Source organism: Bradyrhizobium sp. 61 (assembly GCF_023073075.1).
GTDB lineage: Bacteria > Pseudomonadota > Alphaproteobacteria > Rhizobiales > Xanthobacteraceae > Bradyrhizobium > Bradyrhizobium barranii.
In genome coordinates this window covers 237,008-253,214 of sequence record NZ_JADPIU010000035.1, presented here as the reverse complement: position 1 = coordinate 253,214, position 16,207 = coordinate 237,008, and the positions used below count along the sequence as shown (strand labels likewise).

Genomic DNA, 16,207 nt, shown 5'->3' with positions numbered 1-16,207 from the left:
GACGGGATCTACAGCGCTGTAAAGTCACCGCCTCCAACAATCGCCTCTATCATAGAGCGACGGCCGGCGAGGCTGCCATCGAGCATCCAGCCAAAGCTTATGCCGTGGCGACGGCAATCGCCGGCCAATTCTTGTGAAGCGCAGAAGCCTGGGGCGTGCAGAGCCGGCTCCTGAGCGCGGTGGCTCAAGGGCTACGAGTGTTGGTCCACGGGTCTGCAACCTTGGGGAAAACGCTCCCTAGGTCAGTCGGGCTGCATTTTCCGAATCAACCAGATGTGCGCGCGTTGGCGCGTGATCTTGCTGGGGATGTGCGTGAGCCAGTTTCTGTCCGTGCTGCTATTGCTGACGACATTGACGCTGACGGTGTGTTTCGGCGTGGCGGCCTGGCGCCAGTCGGCCGGCAGAGATGTCGATATCACCGCCACCATTTCACATCGGGAAACCGGCTGGAGGTCGGAACGGAGCAACTGAGACCTTGCGCTCGCTCTTGCGAGAGAGTTTTGAAGTCACCGTTGGCGCGCGCCAGTTCGATTGCGATGCCCCCCCGGGCTTGATCTCGAAAATGCATCGGGGCGCAGCAGCCCCTGTTGCGGCCTCTAAGTCGAGCGGCCCCCTCACGGATAACGCCTCGGTGAATGAAACCGTTCACCGCATTACGCGAAGCACTCAGGAAACAATCCGGGTCCAGTGTCTCGTCACCCACGAGGGGATCTCAAAATGATTATTCTCAAGGTCTCTGCTGTTGTTCTTGGCGCTGGCATCCTTTTCACGATGTACTCAGGGGAGCTAAGCGCAGACGTCGTGCTTGCCATCGTGTCCTGCCTGGCATGACAAGAAGACCGGCCAGCGTGAGTTCGAGGGCCAGTAATGCCAACTGCTTTGCTTGAACTATCTTCAGCTTTCCGGAGCCGACGTCGCAGCCGGCACACTCAGCGGCGCTCCCCCAACTGAAACCGGCCCGACAGACTTCGACTGCCGAACCATCCGCTTCCGCATCGCTGCCGACAGTCCATAGCGCGCGTTCGCTTTTCGGATCGAGGACGTGACGTCCGACATCATCGCATTTTGAAGCGTATCGACCTTCGCGATGAGCGTGGACAGCTGTGAAGATATCTTCCTCACATCGACCCGTTCGTCCGTGATGCTCTGTCGCAGAGACAGCAGCACCATTGAATCCTGCTGCAGCAGGGCTGCATTTTGCTGCAAGGCGTGGTTGTTCTCCTGCAGCGAAGCCGTGTGTTGCTGCTGGGCCGACTGAATGTCCTTCAAGGCAGCGACAACCGGATCCGCCTTTGGCGCGGAAGCTTCCCGGCGCTGAAGCAGTTCAGCCAGACTGCTGAGATTCGGCGACGGAAGATCGGCCGGCAATGTATAGATCGCCGCCGCACCATTGATGGCCAAGGCACACACCGACAGTGCCAGGACCGATTTCCGGCTGGACCGCTTGGCCGGTGCTGGAGCTTCCGGGACTGCGGGTTCGAGTGCTGCGACTGCGAGCGCGAGCGCCGCGGGGTCGAGTTGTTCGACGAGGCCTTGCGCCTCGGATGTCGTGGTCATGTCCATTGACCTCAAATGAGCGAGCAAAAGGAAGCCGACGCCGGAACGTCCTCGCGACGGCTCCTCTACGCAGCACCCACCTACAACTGCCTAAAATTGTGGGCATTTTGGATTAATTCCACGTTAGCGACATGGCCGCCTGGCAGGCCCGGCCGCCCCGGCCGATTACGGGGGGCGAAGGGACGGAATGAGTCACGCGGCAGCCTGCTTCGAAGCACCAAAGCCGAGAGACAAGGCCCCTGAAAGGTGTAAGATTCAGGAGAACCGGAGGAACGGCATGTTTGAAATCAGCGGTTTCGACACGGCAGGCGTCGTCAGCCTCAAGCGGCTGTCACTCGCGGCCGCCCTCAAGAAGGCCCGAGAGCTTGTCCAAGACGGGTGCTGGGACGTTCAGATCGTCGATCCAACCGGGCGCGTACACACCTCGTTTGAGGAGCAGGCCGCTTAGCGTAGCGCTGGACCGGCTCCGCGGCTAGCTCATCAAGAGCACGCTGATCAGGAGCACACTGATCCGGAGCACACCCGGTCTCACGCCTGACGGCCCGTCTCTCAGTACCGCCGATAATAATTCTCTGGCCGGTCCTGGAATTGTAGTGGAACCGTGCCGTTGGGGTAGCAGACACCGTCGCGGGCGCTCTGATCCCAATGATCGCCGCACGGCGGCGGATGCCTCGGTACGCCGCGATACTGCACCTCGAGCGGGCGTTCGACAGCTGCGGCAGGCGCCGTTGCACCGCCATGAAGAGCAAGGATTGTCGCAATAGTGGTGATCAACATCGAAGCGGTCCTCCAAGGCCGCAAGATAGACAACCCCTCTGAATGACGCCTGAACGCGACGAGAGCGCCACGACCATCAGGGTCGGCCGATGGCACGACGGCGGCCACTGCGCTGCACTGGACACTGCAGCTGCCTGCAGTTCCAAGGGCCTTGCCACAAAAGCCGGGAGACAACGCCCTCGAAAGGTGTAAGATTCAGGAAAACCGGAGGAACGGCATGTTTGAAATCAGCGGTTTCGACACGGCAGGCGTCGTCAGCCTCAAGCGGCTGTCACTCGCGGCCGCCCTCAAGAAGGCCAGAGAGCTCGTCGAAGACGGGTGCTGGGACGTTCAGATCGTCGATCCGGCTGGGCAGGTCTACACCTCGTTCGAGGAGCAAGCCGCTTAGTCGCCCCGCCCTTCGGCACTTTTCAGAAAACACCCGTCCGGTCCGATCACGCCTCGCGAAGCCGTGACCGAAATGAAAACCCCAGCGCCTGGTAGGGAGCGCTGGGGCGTTTTCAAAATATCAATCGGTAAAAGCAATGAGGCCTTCATAGCACCGGTCTCGAAGCGCGAGTGTGAACTGGTTCACACGGCTCCGCCGATCTTCCCGCACCCACGTCCGGGTATAGCTATCCGCCTCGGCCGACGTTGGACGAGGCATTATTGAGCCAGCGCGCCGTTGCTTCATCGCTCCAGCCGGGGACCGCGAAGCGCACGCGAGGATTCCCTTCCGTGCCGAAACGATCGACCGGGGGATGGCGTGTCGCGGGATTGTGCGCACGAGCGCGGTGCGCGGCGTCTGCAGACGTGCACAAGACGATCAAGAGGCCCAGGGCCAAAACTATACGCATCATATCGGCTCCAATCGAGTCCGCTTCCGCTCATGTAGTACGCCGACCGTCCCACCGCGATCTGACGCGGCTTCACAGCTAGGAGAGCGAAGCGCGAACGCGACGCTCTCGCGATGGAGCGAACCGCCGCTCAACTCCCGCGCGCCGCACCGTTGCCAACCAATTCGTTTGGGAGCACGCTCTCTCCAGGCGCTCAAGACGCCGCACAGGGAGAACCACATGAAGGAACCGGGCCTGGACGGCCGCCATCGGGACAAGGATGGCGCGATCAGCAAGAAGCACGGCAACACGCTGGTCGGTACGTTGCGGAAGATCTACGGAAAGGCATTTGCGGCCGGTTATCCCGATGCGACCCCGCTCAGCGAGGTCTTGCATCAATTGAACGAGACCTCGCTGAGCCAGTTGCGTCGCGATCACGACACCGGGCATCTCGGGCACAAGATCGACCACGCCTCGAAGTGAATGGACTTCGCTTGGCCGATTTCGCTTGGCCGATTTCACATAGCCGACTTCAGGTCGTCGAAACCGACTCCGCCGACAGCCTCTCGGACGCAGGCTGCGCGATCGGTCGCCTCGCCGTACTTGCCGTTTGAGCCCTCGCTACCCTCGCGCTAGCATGAGCCCTTTTACGGAGGCTCATTTGAAGCAGTTCATTATCATCATCGCCGCCATCGCGCTCGCCGTGACTGCTCCCGCCCGCGCGCAGGCGCTGGTCGATCCCAACAAGGTTGCCCCCGAATATCGCGAGGCGGCCGAGAAGCGCCGGGCCGAGCAGATGCGGCAACGCGAATGCGCACTGAAGGCGGATCTCGACAAGGTGCTGCCCAGGGATCGCACCGTCTATCTCAACCACTGCCTGGACACGCTGGCGGTCAAGCAATAGCGGCTGGCTGGGGCCGTCTCGATCAGACCACGACGGTAGGCCGACCTGACCGCACGATCATCTGTCGATTTCGGGCTTGTGTTGTGGACCAGCGGGCGATTTGTCGCACCGGCGCCGCGAAGACGCGGCCCCCCCTCCTCACTGGCGCCGCGGCTTGCTCGGAAACAGCCGATCGCGGATGTAGCGCGAGGTCGGCGTCAGGCGGATGCCGCGCGGCTTCTGCCAGGCGGCCCGGTCGATCTCCTTCTTGTCGCCGATCTCGAGCCTGCCCTTGGCGCCCTTGGCGATGAAGATCGCGTCGCTCATCTTGCGACCGGAGCGCTTATTCCTGGCCGTCACTTCCTTCCACAGGCTGATCCGGCCGAGCTTCAGCTTGGGCAGCTCCTCCTTGATCTCCCGACGCAGGCAGTCCTTGTCGGACTCGCGCGAACGCTTGCGGCCGCCCGGGAACATCCACAGGCCGTCCGACCGCCGTCTGACCAACAATACCTTGCCGCGTTTTGCGGCAACCAGCTTGGAAGACTTCGCCATTACTGCCGTAGATCGAAAACAGAATCGCCCTATCGTAACTTGTCTAGTTGAATAGACAAGTTCGCGCGGCGCTTTGACCACAGCCCGTGCGAGCAGCTCAGCTTTCGCTCGCCGCCGCCCGGTCCTCGGTCCTGATCCAGGCCATCATCAACTCCCAGGCCACCGACAGGATGATCGGCCCGATGAACAGGCCGACGATACCGTGGGCGAGCGTGCCGCCGATCACGCCGACGAAGATCACGATGGTCGGCGTGGTGAGGCCGCGCCCCATCACCAGCGGCTTCAACATGGTGTCGATGAAGCCGACGAGGACGAGAAACACGGTGAGCAGCAGCGCCGTGGTGACGTCCTTGGCGGTCCAGATCCAGATGATCACCGGCAGGATCACCAGGAACGCGCCGACCTGCACGATCGACAGCAATAGCACGATGAAGGCGAGCAGGCCGGCGCTCGGCACGGCTGCCATCTTGAAGCCGATGCCGGCGAGCAGCGCCTGCACGATGGCGACGCCGATCACGCCTTGCGCCACGGCGCGGATGGTGGCGCCCCCAAGCTCGAGAAAATGCTCGCTCTGCTCGGGCACGATGCGAAACAGGAAGCCGCGCCCGGCCGCAACCAGCCGCGGCCCATGCGGAAACAGGAAGCCGGCGACGAACACCGAGACCAGAAACTGGAGCGTGCCGAGGCTCGCATCGCCCGCGAGCGACAACAGGGGTCCCGCCAGCGGCTGGAGATAGGGCGCGACCTCGCGCAGCACCGCACGGATGTTGTTGTAAGCCTGATCCCAGAGATCGTAGAGCCAAGGGCCGACCACCGGCCACGACTTGAGCTGCTCCGGCGCCGACTGCAGCGCGAGATCGCCGGTGCCGAGCTGCTTCGCCAGTTCACGCGCACCGTCCACCGCGCTGAGGCCGAGCCAGGTCGCCGGGCCAATGACGATGCCGAGCGTGATCAGGGTGAGGATCGCGGCCGCAGTCTTCGGGCGGCCGCCGAGGATCTTGGCGACCCAGCTGAAGGCCGGATAGAACGCGACCGCGAGCACGGCGCTCCAGGCCAGGATCGGCACGAACGGGCGGATGATCAGGAAGGTCCAGATGATCAGCAGGCCAAGCAGGCCGACCCGGATCAGGAGCTGGATGATGTCCTCTCCCGTCAGGAGCTGACGGAGACTTTTCACGGGCACGCCTTTCCTTGCGGCATTGACGCGGGTTCCGGCACTTGCGCGGCAAAGCGTTATTGCCAGCCGCGCATCCGGCGTCAAGACGATCGGGCCCGCGGCTGCGCAAGGGATCGGACCGCTGCGCCGCCCGGCGCGGCATCAGCTGTCGCCGAACGGGTTGGTCCAGTCGGCCGAGCGGTGGCGCTCCGTCCGCTCAGAAGTGGTAGTTCACGCCCACCGTGGCGGTCTGGATGTTCAGCTTCACATTGGCTGGAGTCGCCACCAGATTGCCTGTCGTCACCGGCTGCTCGGTGATCGTGCCGAAGCCCATATAGTTGTACTCGGCCCGCACCGACCAGTTCGGCATGAACATCCACTCGATGCCGCCGCCGGCAAGCCAGCCGGTGCGATTGAAGCTGCCCGAGGCGGAACCGGCGAGCGGGCCGGCAAGGCCGTTGTTGACGCTATACTTGTCGCGGGTGAAGGCCGCGCCACCCTTGGCGTAGAGCAGCACGCGGTCGAAGGCGACGCCGAAACGGCCGGCGACCGTGGCGATGTAGTCGTTCTTCAGCGACAGGTTGAAGCCGGCACCGCCACCGAACGGGCCGCCGGCATTGAGTGTGACGCTGGACCAGGCGCCGGTGCCTTCGAGGCCGATCACGAAATTGCTGATCTGGTAGTTGCCGCCGATCTGGCCCCCGACGATGCCGCCGCTGGCCGTGACCGAGCTCCAGGTCGCGGTCGGATCGGTCGGGTCGATGCCGGTCCATTTGCTCCAAGCGCCGCCGCCATGCGCGCCGATATAGAAGCCGGTCCAGGTGAAGATCGGAGCCGGCACGATCGGCGCCTTCACCACCGGCGCAGGTTCGATGATGTCGGCCGCAAAGGCCGGCGTTGCCAGCGACAACAGCGCAGCCGTCAAAATCAGTTTCTTGCTCATCATCTCACCCCCAATGACTCTTGCCCTGCTCGACCAGGGCGATGGGGTGAAATCTAGCTGTCCGATCAAGGGGGCGCTTGGACCGACCGGCGGCGCGACTTGGACTGACGGGCGCTCGTCGCAAGCTTAACCGGCTCCACTGGGGGCCAGGCCTTCGCGCGGGATAGACGCCATTGATACAACTAAAGGTAAATATTATACTCGGACATTTCCAAAGGGGAGGATGCCGTGGATCCTTTACTCGCGCAGTCATACTTCAAATTGTTCATGAATTACGACACGAGGAACATAGCTGTTCTCGATCAAATCAAAGCCGCCCTACTGCAAAACCAAATGTCCACATTTCGATCTGACGCTTTGCTCTGCGTGCTGTCGCTTTTCGACCAGATGATCGTTCAACCCTACCAGGATCGATTGAGCCAGGGGAATCTCTCGTCTCCAAATAGCACCGTCGTTCTCACAGCACAGAACCTGGATGCCCAGGTGATGGATAGCTTCTATGAGTTGGTGAAAACAACGAACAACAACAAGCGCGAGTCACTTGCATCTTCCCACGACGTCATCAAAGCGATCGACGCAGCCTGGGGTACCATCTCGACTTATCTTTTGTGGGGGTGACGCCATGCCAGCTTTCGATCCTCTGACTGCAATTGCACATTTGGAGGCCAACAAAGCGACGATTTGGCCCGACGCCACGACGCAAGATGCCTTTCTATCGGAGGCGAAGGCTCGCCTTGGCGGCCGAAGTTCGGACGACAAGAAGGAAGCGACGAAGCTGGCGGTCGAGACCGCTAAGACGCTTCTCACAATTGCTGTCGCGCTTCTGGTTGCTTCAGGGACATTGCTTCAGTTCACGCGCTCTAATGGCGTTCCGTGGCTGTCTTGGACCGTCGCCTTCTTCACCTTCAGCGTGATCCTCTTGTTCATCAGCATGAGCGCCGGCCTCTCTGCAATCAGCGGGGTCTATAAGCGTGCCGACGGACGAACGTTCCCAACCGAAACCGCATGGTCAACGCTCCCCGTCTCGAAACGCTTGAACGTGCAGTCTCTAACGGGGGTTTTTGCTCTTCTAGCCTTGCTGATCGGGCTAGGACTTTCGGCGCACAGTACACAAACACCGGGACTGAGCCTCACGATCCCCGGCACTCCACAGTCCGCGCTGCCAGCGGGCCCCCTCATGATCGACGGAACATGGACCGAACTGCGCCTAAAAACGGCAGGAAACCAAGAGCTAAAACCGCCGCCGAACTCACCAACTGGCGGCCCGCTCGCGATCAACTGCAAATAGCCTTGCCATCGTGCCAGTCCTATTTCCGCGGCAGACGGCACGTCGCCAACTTGGCTAATCGGAATTAACGGATTTTGCGTCATTCGGTTTACTTCGAAGCAAATGCTGAATCCTACGCTGGTCAGCGTGACCTAACCTGTGATTGCGGTGCAATGGCCAACAGCATCTGGACGATCGAAGAATTCACCTGCCCCGGTTGCAGCATGAACTACATTGCGACACGGGAAGAGCACGCCGAGCCGCATTCGGGCCACTTCAAATGCAGCATCTGCAGTGGCGTGGTGCACTCCTGGTCGGGGAAGCATCACTTCTTCGGCTGGTCGGCGGTGAAGACCAAGCCGCCGGTGTTCGGGAGACGATGGGCGGGAGTGGGTTGGTAGGCCGAGGCAAGGTTCTCACTGCCGTCGCCTGGATGGAGCGCAGCGAAATCCGGGACCAGTGTCGCTCTATTGCGCGAACCCCGGATTCCGCTTCGCTCCATCCGGGCTACGAAACCCCATCGCCACTCTCGCCGTCATTGCGAGGAGCTCTTGCGACGAAGCAATCCAGAGCGCCTCCGCGGAGGGATTCTGGATTGCTTCACTGCGCTCGCAATGACGATGTTGAAGCAACGACGCACAATGCATCGACGGAGTTCGCAGTGACACCTTGCCCGACGTCGGGCAAAACACTTCACGCAAAATTCCCACTGCGATTGTCAGCCCTGCCGTTGTGCGGAACAATAGCGATCCTTTGATCATGGCAACTGCTACGACATAAAAAAAACCCGCGGCAGGTTTCCCCGCGCGGGTGTTACGAATTTCCGATGATGCCACTCTGCCAGTGTTTTGCCCGACGTGTCAAATCCGGACGAGGCGATGCGTCGCGCCATCGAGATATCGGTAGGCTGTTCGCGTTGGACAAGTCCGAAAAGGACCTGCTTGGCACCAACTGAAAATGACGAATGCATTCAATACCCCCGCTACTGTGCATGGGGTTGTTTTTCAGCTTTTGCTTTGAGGGCGTTTGAACGCCAGCTTCAGCGCCGGCCGCGCGGCATCAGGCCGGGATCGGCGGCGAGCGCTTTGCCGTGACGCAGGGATGAGGAACTGACGCTTCTGCCCAGCCGCGACACCGGTTAGACTCCCCTCCCCGCAACAGAATCCGACACGCAATGACCGCACCCTTCGTTCCCCAGATCGCCCTCTACCGCAACTGGCTCGCCGAGCAGCGTGGCCTTTCCTTCGCGAATTACGAGGAGATGCGGCAGTGGTCGGTGCGCGATCTCGACGGCTTCTGGCGCAGCATCTGGGACTATTACGATCTGCAATCGCCGACGCCGTTTGCGGCCGTGATCACCGAGCGCAAGATGCCGGGCGCGGTGTGGTTTCCCGGCGCGCAGGTCAACTATGCGCGGCAGGTGTTCCGGCATGTCGAGGCCGCCGACGCCGCCGGCCTGCCCGCGATCGTCAGTAGCGGCGAGGACGGCAAGCTCAACGAAACGAGCTGGCCGGAGCTGCGGCGCAAGGCGGCGGCGCTCGCGCTGCATCTGAAGGAGAAGGGCATCAAGCCCGGCGACCGGATCGCGGCCTACCTGCCCAACATCCCCGAAACCATCATCGCGTTTCTGGCGAGCGCCAGCATCGGCGCGGTCTGGAGCGTCTGTGCGCCCGATATGGCTGCGCCCGCCGTGATCGACCGCTTCAAGCAGATCGAGCCGAAGGTGCTGATCGCCTGCGATGGTGTCACCTATGCCGGCCGCCGGCATGATCGCAAAGACGTCGTCGCGGAGCTGCGGCGATCGCTGCCGACCGTCGAGCACGTCATCCTGCACAGCGAGGCCGCGCCCGCAGCGCCGGACGCCCTGCTCGCCGACATCGTCGCAAGGACAGGCGCCGCGATCGACGCGTTCGAGCCGGCTTGGCTGCCGTTCGATCATCCGCTCTGGATCGTCTATTCCAGCGGCACCACCGGCCTGCCGAAACCGATCGTGCACGGCCATGGCGGAATCGTCATCGTGGTGCTGGCGCTGCTGGGCCTGCACAACGACCTCGGCTGCTCCTACCACGAGAACTCGTTCGGCGAGCGCTATCACTGGTACTCTTCGACCGGCTGGATCATGTGGAATTCGCAGGTCGGCGGCCTGCTCAGCGGCACCACCTGCTGCATCTTCGACGGCAGCCCGGGCGGCACCAAGGACAAGCCGGACTGGACCACGCTGTGGCGGTTCGTGGCACAGTCGAAAGCGACCTTCTTCGGCGCCGGAGCTGCGTTCTTCGCCAATTGCGCCAAGGCCGAGATCGATCTCACTGCGGCCGGCGACCTGTCGCGGCTGCGTTGCCTCGGCTCGACCGGCTCGCCGCTCAGCGCCGATACGCAAGCCTGGTTCAACGATCGCTTCGCGGCGTTGTCGAAAATCAACGGCAGCAAGGCGCAGGCCGACATCTGGTGGGCGAACATCTCCGGCGGCACCGATTTCGCCGGCGCCTTCATCGGCGGCAACCGCGAATTGCCGCAGACCCCGGGCGCGATGCAGTGCCGCCTGCTCGGCGCGGCGGTCGAAGCCTTCAGCGAGCAGGGCCGCGCCGTCATCGACGAGGTCGGCGAGCTCGTCTGTACCGAGCCGATGCCCTCGATGCCGCTCCGTTTCTGGAACGACAAGGGCGATGCGCGCTATCGCGCCAGCTATTTCGAGACCTATCCGGACAATTTCGACGGCAGCGGCCGCGGGCCGGTGTGGCGGCACGGCGACTGGCTCAAGGTCAATCCGGACGGCTCCTGCATCATCTATGGCCGCAGCGATGCGACCATCAACCGGCACGGCCTGCGCATGGGCACGAGCGAGCTCTATTCCGCGATCGAAGCGCTGCCGGAGGTGCTGGATAGCCTCGTCGTCGACCTCGAATATCTCGGCCGCGACAGCTACATGCCGCTGTTCGTGGTGCTGCGCGAGGGCACAGCCTTCGACGCTGCGATGCAGGCCAGGATCAACAAGGCGATCGAGGCCGGCCTGTCCCGGCGATTCCTGCCGAACGAGATCTTTGCCGTCGCCGAGATCCCGCGCACGCTCTCGGGCAAGAAGCAGGAGCTGCCGATCAAGAAGCTGCTGCTCGGCCAGCCCGTCGAAAAGGTGATCAACAAGGAGGCGATGGCCAATCCCGCCTGCCTCGACTGGTATCTCGCCTTCGCCCGCGATTATCTCGCCCGAACCGCGGCGTAGCTTCGATCAACCGCCGCCGAAATTGGAGGGATCGAGATTCCTGTTCTCCGATGGCGGGATCGGCGGCCACCCGGGAAATTTGTACCAGCCGGGCGGGACCGGCGCGTCCTCGGGCAGATGGACGGCGACGTGATGGCGCGGGCGGGCATGATGCGCCGGCGCGGCAGCCGCCGACGCGCATGTTGCAATCAGGAGGACCAAAGCCAGGATAGACCGCATCATACGTGCTCCAGACGTCCACCCGGAGCTCCATGTGGTGCGGGAACCACGCTGGGACGACGCATCGCACCGTCACGATGTCTCACATCGGCGGCATCGCTGCTGCCGGGAGACGCCGGAGATCAACCCAATTGCGCCAATGGCGTTTGGATTCCGTTCACCGATCGCCGCTAGATCAGGATGGATCCTCCGCGACGAACAGCAGCTATGGCCGATCTCAACGCAGTCCTCTCCAGGCTCAACGACCGCCTGCTCCGCCTCGAAGGCGAGCTGTTCGTGCTGCGCTCGCTGGCGCGCGCGACGCTGACGGCGGGCGACGACCATGCGGCGCGCATGCGCAAGCTGGTCGAGGCCGCAAAGGTCGCGCTCGACGACGAGGCCAAACGTGAGCTCGACAAACCGACGCGCAAGTATGTCGATGCGGCTACCGCGCTGGTGGAGGAACTTCTGGTCGAGCCGACCCAGGCACGGCCGCTGTTCACCGTCATCGACGGTGGCCGGCGCGACTGAGCGCGTCAGATCGGACGTATCCCGCGGGGATCCGCGGACTGGGCCTTCAGCCGGCTGAGCCCCTCCTCGATGATCGCGATCTCCTCGTCGATCTTGCCGATCGGCAGGCTGAAGTCATAGCCGGACCTGCTCTTCAGATCGACCGCGAGCCGCTGCCTATGCATCATCAGCTCGTCCAGCCCACGGCGGTTCTTCAGCCGCACATAGGCGTCCACGATCTGCTCAATTGCGCTCGGCATGAAATCGGTCCCGGCAAAAAAGCCCGCGGCGCACCCACGCCGGCGGGACATTTTTGGTGTCGCGGTACGCAATACAAATCCGCGACGGATTCGTCGATACGACAGGCAGGTTGAGAACGCGTTACCGTTTGATGATTTCGTGATGGCGCCGGCATGAAAAGCCGCTGGCGATCACTCGCCAGCGGCCAAAGCCGGGTTCGAAAACGGATTCGGAATCAAATTTGGCCAGCCCCGGTTGGCGCATTCTAGCGGCACACGGGGGCTGCTTATGTTAGAAATGAAACAGAGGAACCGGCGGATACATCATTTGCTGTCGATGTGGCCGCCCGGCAACGCTAGTCCGTGACGCAAAAATACTTGCGCGGCAGCCTGCGGTAGGCGCTGTAGCGGTAGTACGGCCTGTAGGCGTAACCGCGATAGAGTGCGGGCGGCTCCTCGCCGTAATAGGCGCCGTGGTAGAAATTATAGACCGGCCCTTCGGCGCAACGATAGGCATCCCACGTCGGACCGATGAACGGCGCCACCCCGACCTCGGGCGGGACCGCCGGGTACGGGCCGCCGGCGCGCGCGGGCGTGGCCACGCTCAGTGCCGCGAGAAGGAAAAACCACGCTCTTCGCATGCGCTCGCTCCTGATTACGGTGCCATACGCGCATGGAAGCACCGGAACAGCCAGCTGCGCAATCGCGGAGCCCGTCGCGCCCCCGCGCCCGGTGCATTGTTGATAACCGGCACAAACCGCCCGCGGCTGGTGACAGGACGCACCGACGTGTTATCGGGGGATGACGCAGTTGCGAGACGGATCGGACACCCATGCGCATTACCCTCGTCGGCTCCCGCCATTTCGGCGTGACCACCCTGAACATGCTCCGGGAGCACGGCGTCCCGATCGTGCGGGTCGTCGTGGCCGACGCCGAGGATCGCCTCGCGGCGAGCGCCAAGGCGGCTGGCATCGAGGTGACGGTCCAGGCCAATCCGAAGCTGGTGGTCGCCTCCGAAATCGGCCCCGACACCGACCTGATCATCACCGCCCACAGCCACGCCCGGATCGGCAAGGACGCCCTGGCCGCCGCGAAGTACGGCGGGATCGGCTATCATCCCTCGCTGCTGCCGCGTCATCGGGGCAAAGCCGCTGTGGAATGGACCATCAAGGAAGGCGATCCGATCGCCGGCGGCACGATCTATCATCTTGCCGACCGCATGGACGCCGGCGCCATCGCCGCCCAGGACTGGTGCTTCGTCAAGAAGGGCGAGACGGCTCGCGAACTCTGGGAGCGCGCGCTCGCTCCGCTCGGCCTCAAGCTGCTGGCCGACGTGATCGACTACGTCAAGGTCCACAAGGCGCTGCCCTCCAAGGTTCAGGACGAGCAGTTCGCGACCTTGGCACCAAGTCTTTCCTGAGTCCCTTCCGCAGTCCTTCCCCTGAGTCTCTCCTGACGTTTACCCTTAACGTGAAGGCGCGTTGATTCTGCTTCGAAAATTGGAGCCGGAAACACAAATAAACTATTGTTTCCACTGGAACAATTTTCGCTTTGGCAATGCAACAAATTTCCGTCACATTTGGGCCGAATAAGCGTCAGCATATCAGACAGATTCAAGGACGGAATTCATGCGTTTTGGTCGCATTACGGCATTCTGTGCCGCTTCAGTTATCACCCTCGCCGCTCCCGCTTTCGCCCAGACCCCCTATGACGGCAACTGGCATGTCACCATCGTGACCAAGAGCGGTACCTGCGAGCCGACCGCGAGCTCCATGCTGACGGTTGCCGACGGCAAGATCACCGCGCCCGGCGCTAACGTTTCCGGCACCATCGGCAGCGGGGGACTTGTGAAAGTTTCGATCAATGGTGCATATGCCAACGGTCAACTCAGCGGCAACGCCGGATCGGGGAAGTGGAATGGAGCATCTGCAGGCATACCGTGCAGTGGGCGGTGGGAAGCATCGCGCCAGTAAGAAATTCGGGATCAGCGTCGTGAGCCGGCGGCTGCTGATCGCGGCCGCCGTTTTGTTTGCGGCGGGGATCGCCAACTTTGAGAGCCAGGCCCAGTCCGGCCCGTTCGCCCCGCTGGCGGGGAGCTGGAGCGGTGCCGGCACCGTCACGCTCGATGACGGCTCGACCGAGCGGATCCGCTGCCGGGCCAGATACGCCCCGATCGGACCGACGATGGAGATGTCGCTGACCTGCGCCAGCGACGCCTACAAGTTCAATCTCGGCGCCAACGTCAGGGCTGAAGGCGGCACTATTGGCGGCAGCTGGTCCGAGGCCAGCCGCAACATCTCCGGCTCGCTCCAGGGCCGCGGTGCCGGCGGAAACTACGAGCTGGTCGCCTCAACCGCCGGCTTCAACGCCAACATCTCGCTGAAGACGTCCGGCAACAAGCAGAGCGTCACGATGCGCGCGGACAGCCAGTTCCGCGGCGCCAACATCTCGCTGTCGCGCTAAGGCGGACCGCGTTCAAGCCAAAAGCCCCGGTGATTCCGCCGGGGCTTTTTTTATCCGTTTTATACGTTCGGCACGAACGCCGTGACCTCGATTTCGACCTTGGCGCGCTCGTCCACGAGACCGCCGATGTAGAGCAGCGTCGAGGGCGGAAAATTGCGCCCCAGCGTTTCCTTCCAGGCCGCGCCGATGCCGGCGCCCGCGGCCTCATATTCGCTGCGGCTGGTCAGGTACCAGGTCAGGCGGACGATGTGCTCCGGACCGGCTCCGGCCTCGCCAAGGAGCTTGATGATCCGCTTCAGCGCGGTTGCGACCTGCGCCGCCATGTCAGGCGCGTAATTGCCGGTCTCGTCGCCGCCGGTCTGCCCGGCCAGCACCACCCAGCGGCCAGGCCCTTCGGCCACCACGCCGTGAGAAAAGCCCCGCGGTTTCTTCCATTCAGCCGGCTGCAAGATTTGCATGAGCGAAGATCTCCCTTTTCTTGTTGTTCAATGATGCCTTAGCACGCCGCCCTGCATCGCTGCATCCGCAGTTTTGGCCGTTGCAAACGCCGGCGATGTCGCCGATACCGGCCCTCCCCTCAGGCTCGATCGCCCGCACCAGCAACGATGACCGCGACACCGTCCAAAACGATGGCTGCACTGTGGATGGCCGGCTGGCTGGCGCTGATGCTGGTCATGGCGGTTGCCGGCCGCGAGACTACGCGCGAGCTGAACGTCTTCCAGATCATGGAAGTGCGCTCGGTGATCGGCTTCACGCTGCTGCTTCCGATCATCTACCGGGCCGGCGGTTTGAAGGCGGTCGCGACCAAACGCCTGCCCCAGCACCTCGCGCGCAACGGGGTCCATTATTTCGCGCAGCTCGGCTGGTTCTATGCACTGACGCTGATCGGGATCGGTCAGGTCGTCGCGATCGAATTCACCATGCCGATCTGGACTGCGGTGCTGGCCGCGACGTTTCTGTCCGAGCGCATGACCGTGTGGAAGATCGCCGCCATCGCGCTCGGCATCGTCGGCGTCGTCATGATCGTGCGGCCCGCCACCGGCGAGATCAATCCGGGCCAGTTGATCGCACTAGGGGCCGCGATCGGCTTCAGCATTTCCATGATCTTGGCGAAATCGCTGACCCGGACCGAGAGCGCATTGTCGATCCTGTTCTGGATGATCGTCGTGCAGATGGTCGTGGGCCTGCTGCCGACGCTCTATGTCTGGACCTGGCCGTCAACCACTCTCTGGGGATGGCTCTTCGTCATCGGGGTCTGCGGCACATTCTCGCACTATTGCCTCGCCAGCGCGCTCCGCTACGCGGATGCAACCATCGTGGTGCCGATGGACTTCCTGCGGGTGCCGCTCACCGCGACTGTCGGCTGGCTGCTGTATTCGGAGCGGCTCGACGCCTGGACCGTGCTCGGCGCGACGCTGATCCTGTGCGGCAATCTCCTGAATCTGAAGCCGACCGCCCCGGTTCCCGCCCGCGCGCAGTGAACCCGCTCGCAGCCTCACGCGACAAAAACGAAGTGGCCGTGTGATTTGGATCACGTTGGAGGGGCATTCCATCGTGCACATTCGGCCACACAGCAGCGGGTTGAATGCGACGTACTGCCGTTTTGGTGGCGCGAAGTCGGGCACTT

At 62.8% G+C, this 16,207-nt stretch carries 22 protein-coding genes; 14 read left to right on the top strand and 8 right to left on the bottom strand.

All coding sequences use genetic code 11. The annotated features are described in order from the left end of the window. Positions 1 to 312: 312 nt before the first annotated feature. Positions 313 to 471, top strand: coding sequence for a hypothetical protein (locus tag IVB46_RS11630; RefSeq protein WP_244623041.1), 159 nt, complete (start codon positions 313 to 315; stop codon positions 469 to 471). 423 nt (positions 472 to 894) lie between these two features. Here IVB46_RS11630 and IVB46_RS11625 read toward each other — a convergent pair whose 3' ends face one another. Then, a complete protein-coding gene (locus tag IVB46_RS11625; RefSeq protein ID WP_247305543.1) occupies positions 895 to 1,563 on the bottom strand; it encodes a hypothetical protein in 669 nt (222 codons plus the stop codon). A 271-nt stretch (positions 1,564 to 1,834) separates the two neighbouring features. Here IVB46_RS11625 and IVB46_RS11620 point away from each other — a divergent pair, with 271 nt between their 5' ends. The 4 genes from IVB46_RS11620 (at position 1,835) to IVB46_RS11605 (ending at position 4,053) form a co-directional block, all read left to right on the top strand. Further along, positions 1,835 to 2,005, top strand: coding sequence for a hypothetical protein (locus IVB46_RS11620; RefSeq protein WP_247305540.1), 171 nt, complete (start codon positions 1,835 to 1,837; stop codon positions 2,003 to 2,005). A gap of 546 nt (positions 2,006 to 2,551) precedes the next feature. Continuing rightward, positions 2,552 to 2,722: a hypothetical protein gene (locus IVB46_RS11615; RefSeq protein ID WP_167541702.1), complete on the top strand. Its 171-nt coding sequence runs from the start codon at positions 2,552 to 2,554 to the stop codon at positions 2,720 to 2,722. A gap of 667 nt (positions 2,723 to 3,389) precedes the next feature. Continuing rightward, positions 3,390 to 3,632 (top strand): hypothetical protein, encoded by a 243-nt coding sequence (locus IVB46_RS11610; protein WP_028152129.1) that lies wholly within the window; start codon positions 3,390 to 3,392, stop codon positions 3,630 to 3,632. A 178-nt stretch (positions 3,633 to 3,810) separates the two neighbouring features. Next, the gene (locus IVB46_RS11605) at positions 3,811 to 4,053 is read left to right on the top strand and encodes a hypothetical protein (protein ID WP_063983193.1); all 243 of its coding nucleotides are present in this window, start codon (positions 3,811 to 3,813) and stop codon (positions 4,051 to 4,053) included. A gap of 138 nt (positions 4,054 to 4,191) precedes the next feature. On the opposite strand, the gene IVB46_RS11600 is transcribed toward IVB46_RS11605, so the two are convergent. The 3 genes from IVB46_RS11600 to IVB46_RS11590 form a co-directional block, all read right to left on the bottom strand. Beyond that, positions 4,192 to 4,584 carry an NUDIX hydrolase gene (locus IVB46_RS11600; protein WP_028152127.1) on the bottom strand — a complete coding sequence of 131 codons (393 nt, stop codon included), beginning with the start codon at positions 4,582 to 4,584 and terminating at the stop codon, positions 4,192 to 4,194. A 97-nt stretch (positions 4,585 to 4,681) separates the two neighbouring features. Next, positions 4,682 to 5,767 carry an AI-2E family transporter gene (locus IVB46_RS11595; protein WP_247305537.1) on the bottom strand — a complete coding sequence of 362 codons (1,086 nt, stop codon included), beginning with the start codon at positions 5,765 to 5,767 and terminating at the stop codon, positions 4,682 to 4,684. A 190-nt stretch (positions 5,768 to 5,957) separates the two neighbouring features. Beyond that, positions 5,958 to 6,683, bottom strand: coding sequence for an outer membrane protein (locus IVB46_RS11590; protein ID WP_247342747.1), 726 nt, complete (start codon positions 6,681 to 6,683; stop codon positions 5,958 to 5,960). A 228-nt stretch (positions 6,684 to 6,911) separates the two neighbouring features. On the opposite strand from IVB46_RS11590, the gene IVB46_RS11585 reads away from it, so the two are divergent. The 4 genes from IVB46_RS11585 (at position 6,912) to IVB46_RS11570 (ending at position 11,170) form a co-directional block, all read left to right on the top strand. Further along, positions 6,912 to 7,301, top strand: a complete 390-nt coding sequence (locus tag IVB46_RS11585; RefSeq protein ID WP_063983190.1) for a hypothetical protein — start codon at positions 6,912 to 6,914, stop codon at positions 7,299 to 7,301. A gap of 4 nt (positions 7,302 to 7,305) precedes the next feature. After that, positions 7,306 to 7,971 (top strand): hypothetical protein, encoded by a 666-nt coding sequence (locus IVB46_RS11580; RefSeq protein WP_247305532.1) that lies wholly within the window; start codon positions 7,306 to 7,308, stop codon positions 7,969 to 7,971. Between the two features lie 152 nt (positions 7,972 to 8,123). Next, positions 8,124 to 8,351, top strand: coding sequence for a hypothetical protein (locus IVB46_RS11575; protein ID WP_063983188.1), 228 nt, complete (start codon positions 8,124 to 8,126; stop codon positions 8,349 to 8,351). A 773-nt stretch (positions 8,352 to 9,124) separates the two neighbouring features. Continuing rightward, complete coding sequence (locus tag IVB46_RS11570) at positions 9,125 to 11,170, top strand: acetoacetate--CoA ligase (protein WP_247305529.1); 2,046 nt, start codon at positions 9,125 to 9,127, stop codon at positions 11,168 to 11,170. Between the two features lie 6 nt (positions 11,171 to 11,176). Here IVB46_RS11570 and IVB46_RS11565 read toward each other — a convergent pair whose 3' ends face one another. Continuing rightward, positions 11,177 to 11,392: a hypothetical protein gene (locus IVB46_RS11565; protein WP_247305526.1), complete on the bottom strand. Its 216-nt coding sequence runs from the start codon at positions 11,390 to 11,392 to the stop codon at positions 11,177 to 11,179. A gap of 204 nt (positions 11,393 to 11,596) precedes the next feature. Between IVB46_RS11565 and IVB46_RS11560 the strand changes: the two genes are divergently transcribed. Next, the gene (locus IVB46_RS11560; RefSeq protein ID WP_063983186.1) at positions 11,597 to 11,899 is read left to right on the top strand and encodes a hypothetical protein; all 303 of its coding nucleotides are present in this window, start codon (positions 11,597 to 11,599) and stop codon (positions 11,897 to 11,899) included. 5 nt (positions 11,900 to 11,904) lie between these two features. Here the strand turns inward: IVB46_RS11560 and IVB46_RS11555 are convergent, their stop codons facing one another. Continuing rightward, positions 11,905 to 12,138 (bottom strand): hypothetical protein, encoded by a 234-nt coding sequence (locus tag IVB46_RS11555; protein WP_166341191.1) that lies wholly within the window; start codon positions 12,136 to 12,138, stop codon positions 11,905 to 11,907. 335 nt (positions 12,139 to 12,473) lie between these two features. Beyond that, positions 12,474 to 12,758, bottom strand: coding sequence for a hypothetical protein (locus IVB46_RS11550; protein ID WP_247305523.1), 285 nt, complete (start codon positions 12,756 to 12,758; stop codon positions 12,474 to 12,476). A 191-nt stretch (positions 12,759 to 12,949) separates the two neighbouring features. On the opposite strand from IVB46_RS11550, the gene IVB46_RS11545 reads away from it, so the two are divergent. From IVB46_RS11545 to IVB46_RS11535, 3 genes are all read left to right on the top strand, one after another. Next, positions 12,950 to 13,537: a formyltransferase family protein gene (locus tag IVB46_RS11545; protein WP_085404716.1), complete on the top strand. Its 588-nt coding sequence runs from the start codon at positions 12,950 to 12,952 to the stop codon at positions 13,535 to 13,537. Positions 13,538 to 13,745: 208 nt separating this feature from the next. Then, entirely contained in the window at positions 13,746 to 14,090 is a 345-nt protein-coding gene (locus IVB46_RS11540) for a hypothetical protein (protein ID WP_014495138.1), read from the top strand. Next, positions 14,035 to 14,580, top strand: coding sequence for a hypothetical protein (locus IVB46_RS11535; RefSeq protein ID WP_247342742.1), 546 nt, complete (start codon positions 14,035 to 14,037; stop codon positions 14,578 to 14,580). Before IVB46_RS11540 ends, IVB46_RS11535 begins: the two co-directional genes overlap by 56 nt. A gap of 59 nt (positions 14,581 to 14,639) precedes the next feature. On the opposite strand, the gene IVB46_RS11530 is transcribed toward IVB46_RS11535, so the two are convergent. Beyond that, a complete protein-coding gene (locus tag IVB46_RS11530; protein WP_071913733.1) occupies positions 14,640 to 15,038 on the bottom strand; it encodes a RidA family protein in 399 nt (132 codons plus the stop codon). A gap of 147 nt (positions 15,039 to 15,185) precedes the next feature. Here IVB46_RS11530 and IVB46_RS11525 point away from each other — a divergent pair, with 147 nt between their 5' ends. Beyond that, positions 15,186 to 16,061 carry a DMT family transporter gene (locus IVB46_RS11525; RefSeq protein WP_247305520.1) on the top strand — a complete coding sequence of 292 codons (876 nt, stop codon included), beginning with the start codon at positions 15,186 to 15,188 and terminating at the stop codon, positions 16,059 to 16,061. The last annotated feature ends 146 nt before the right edge of the window (positions 16,062 to 16,207 follow it).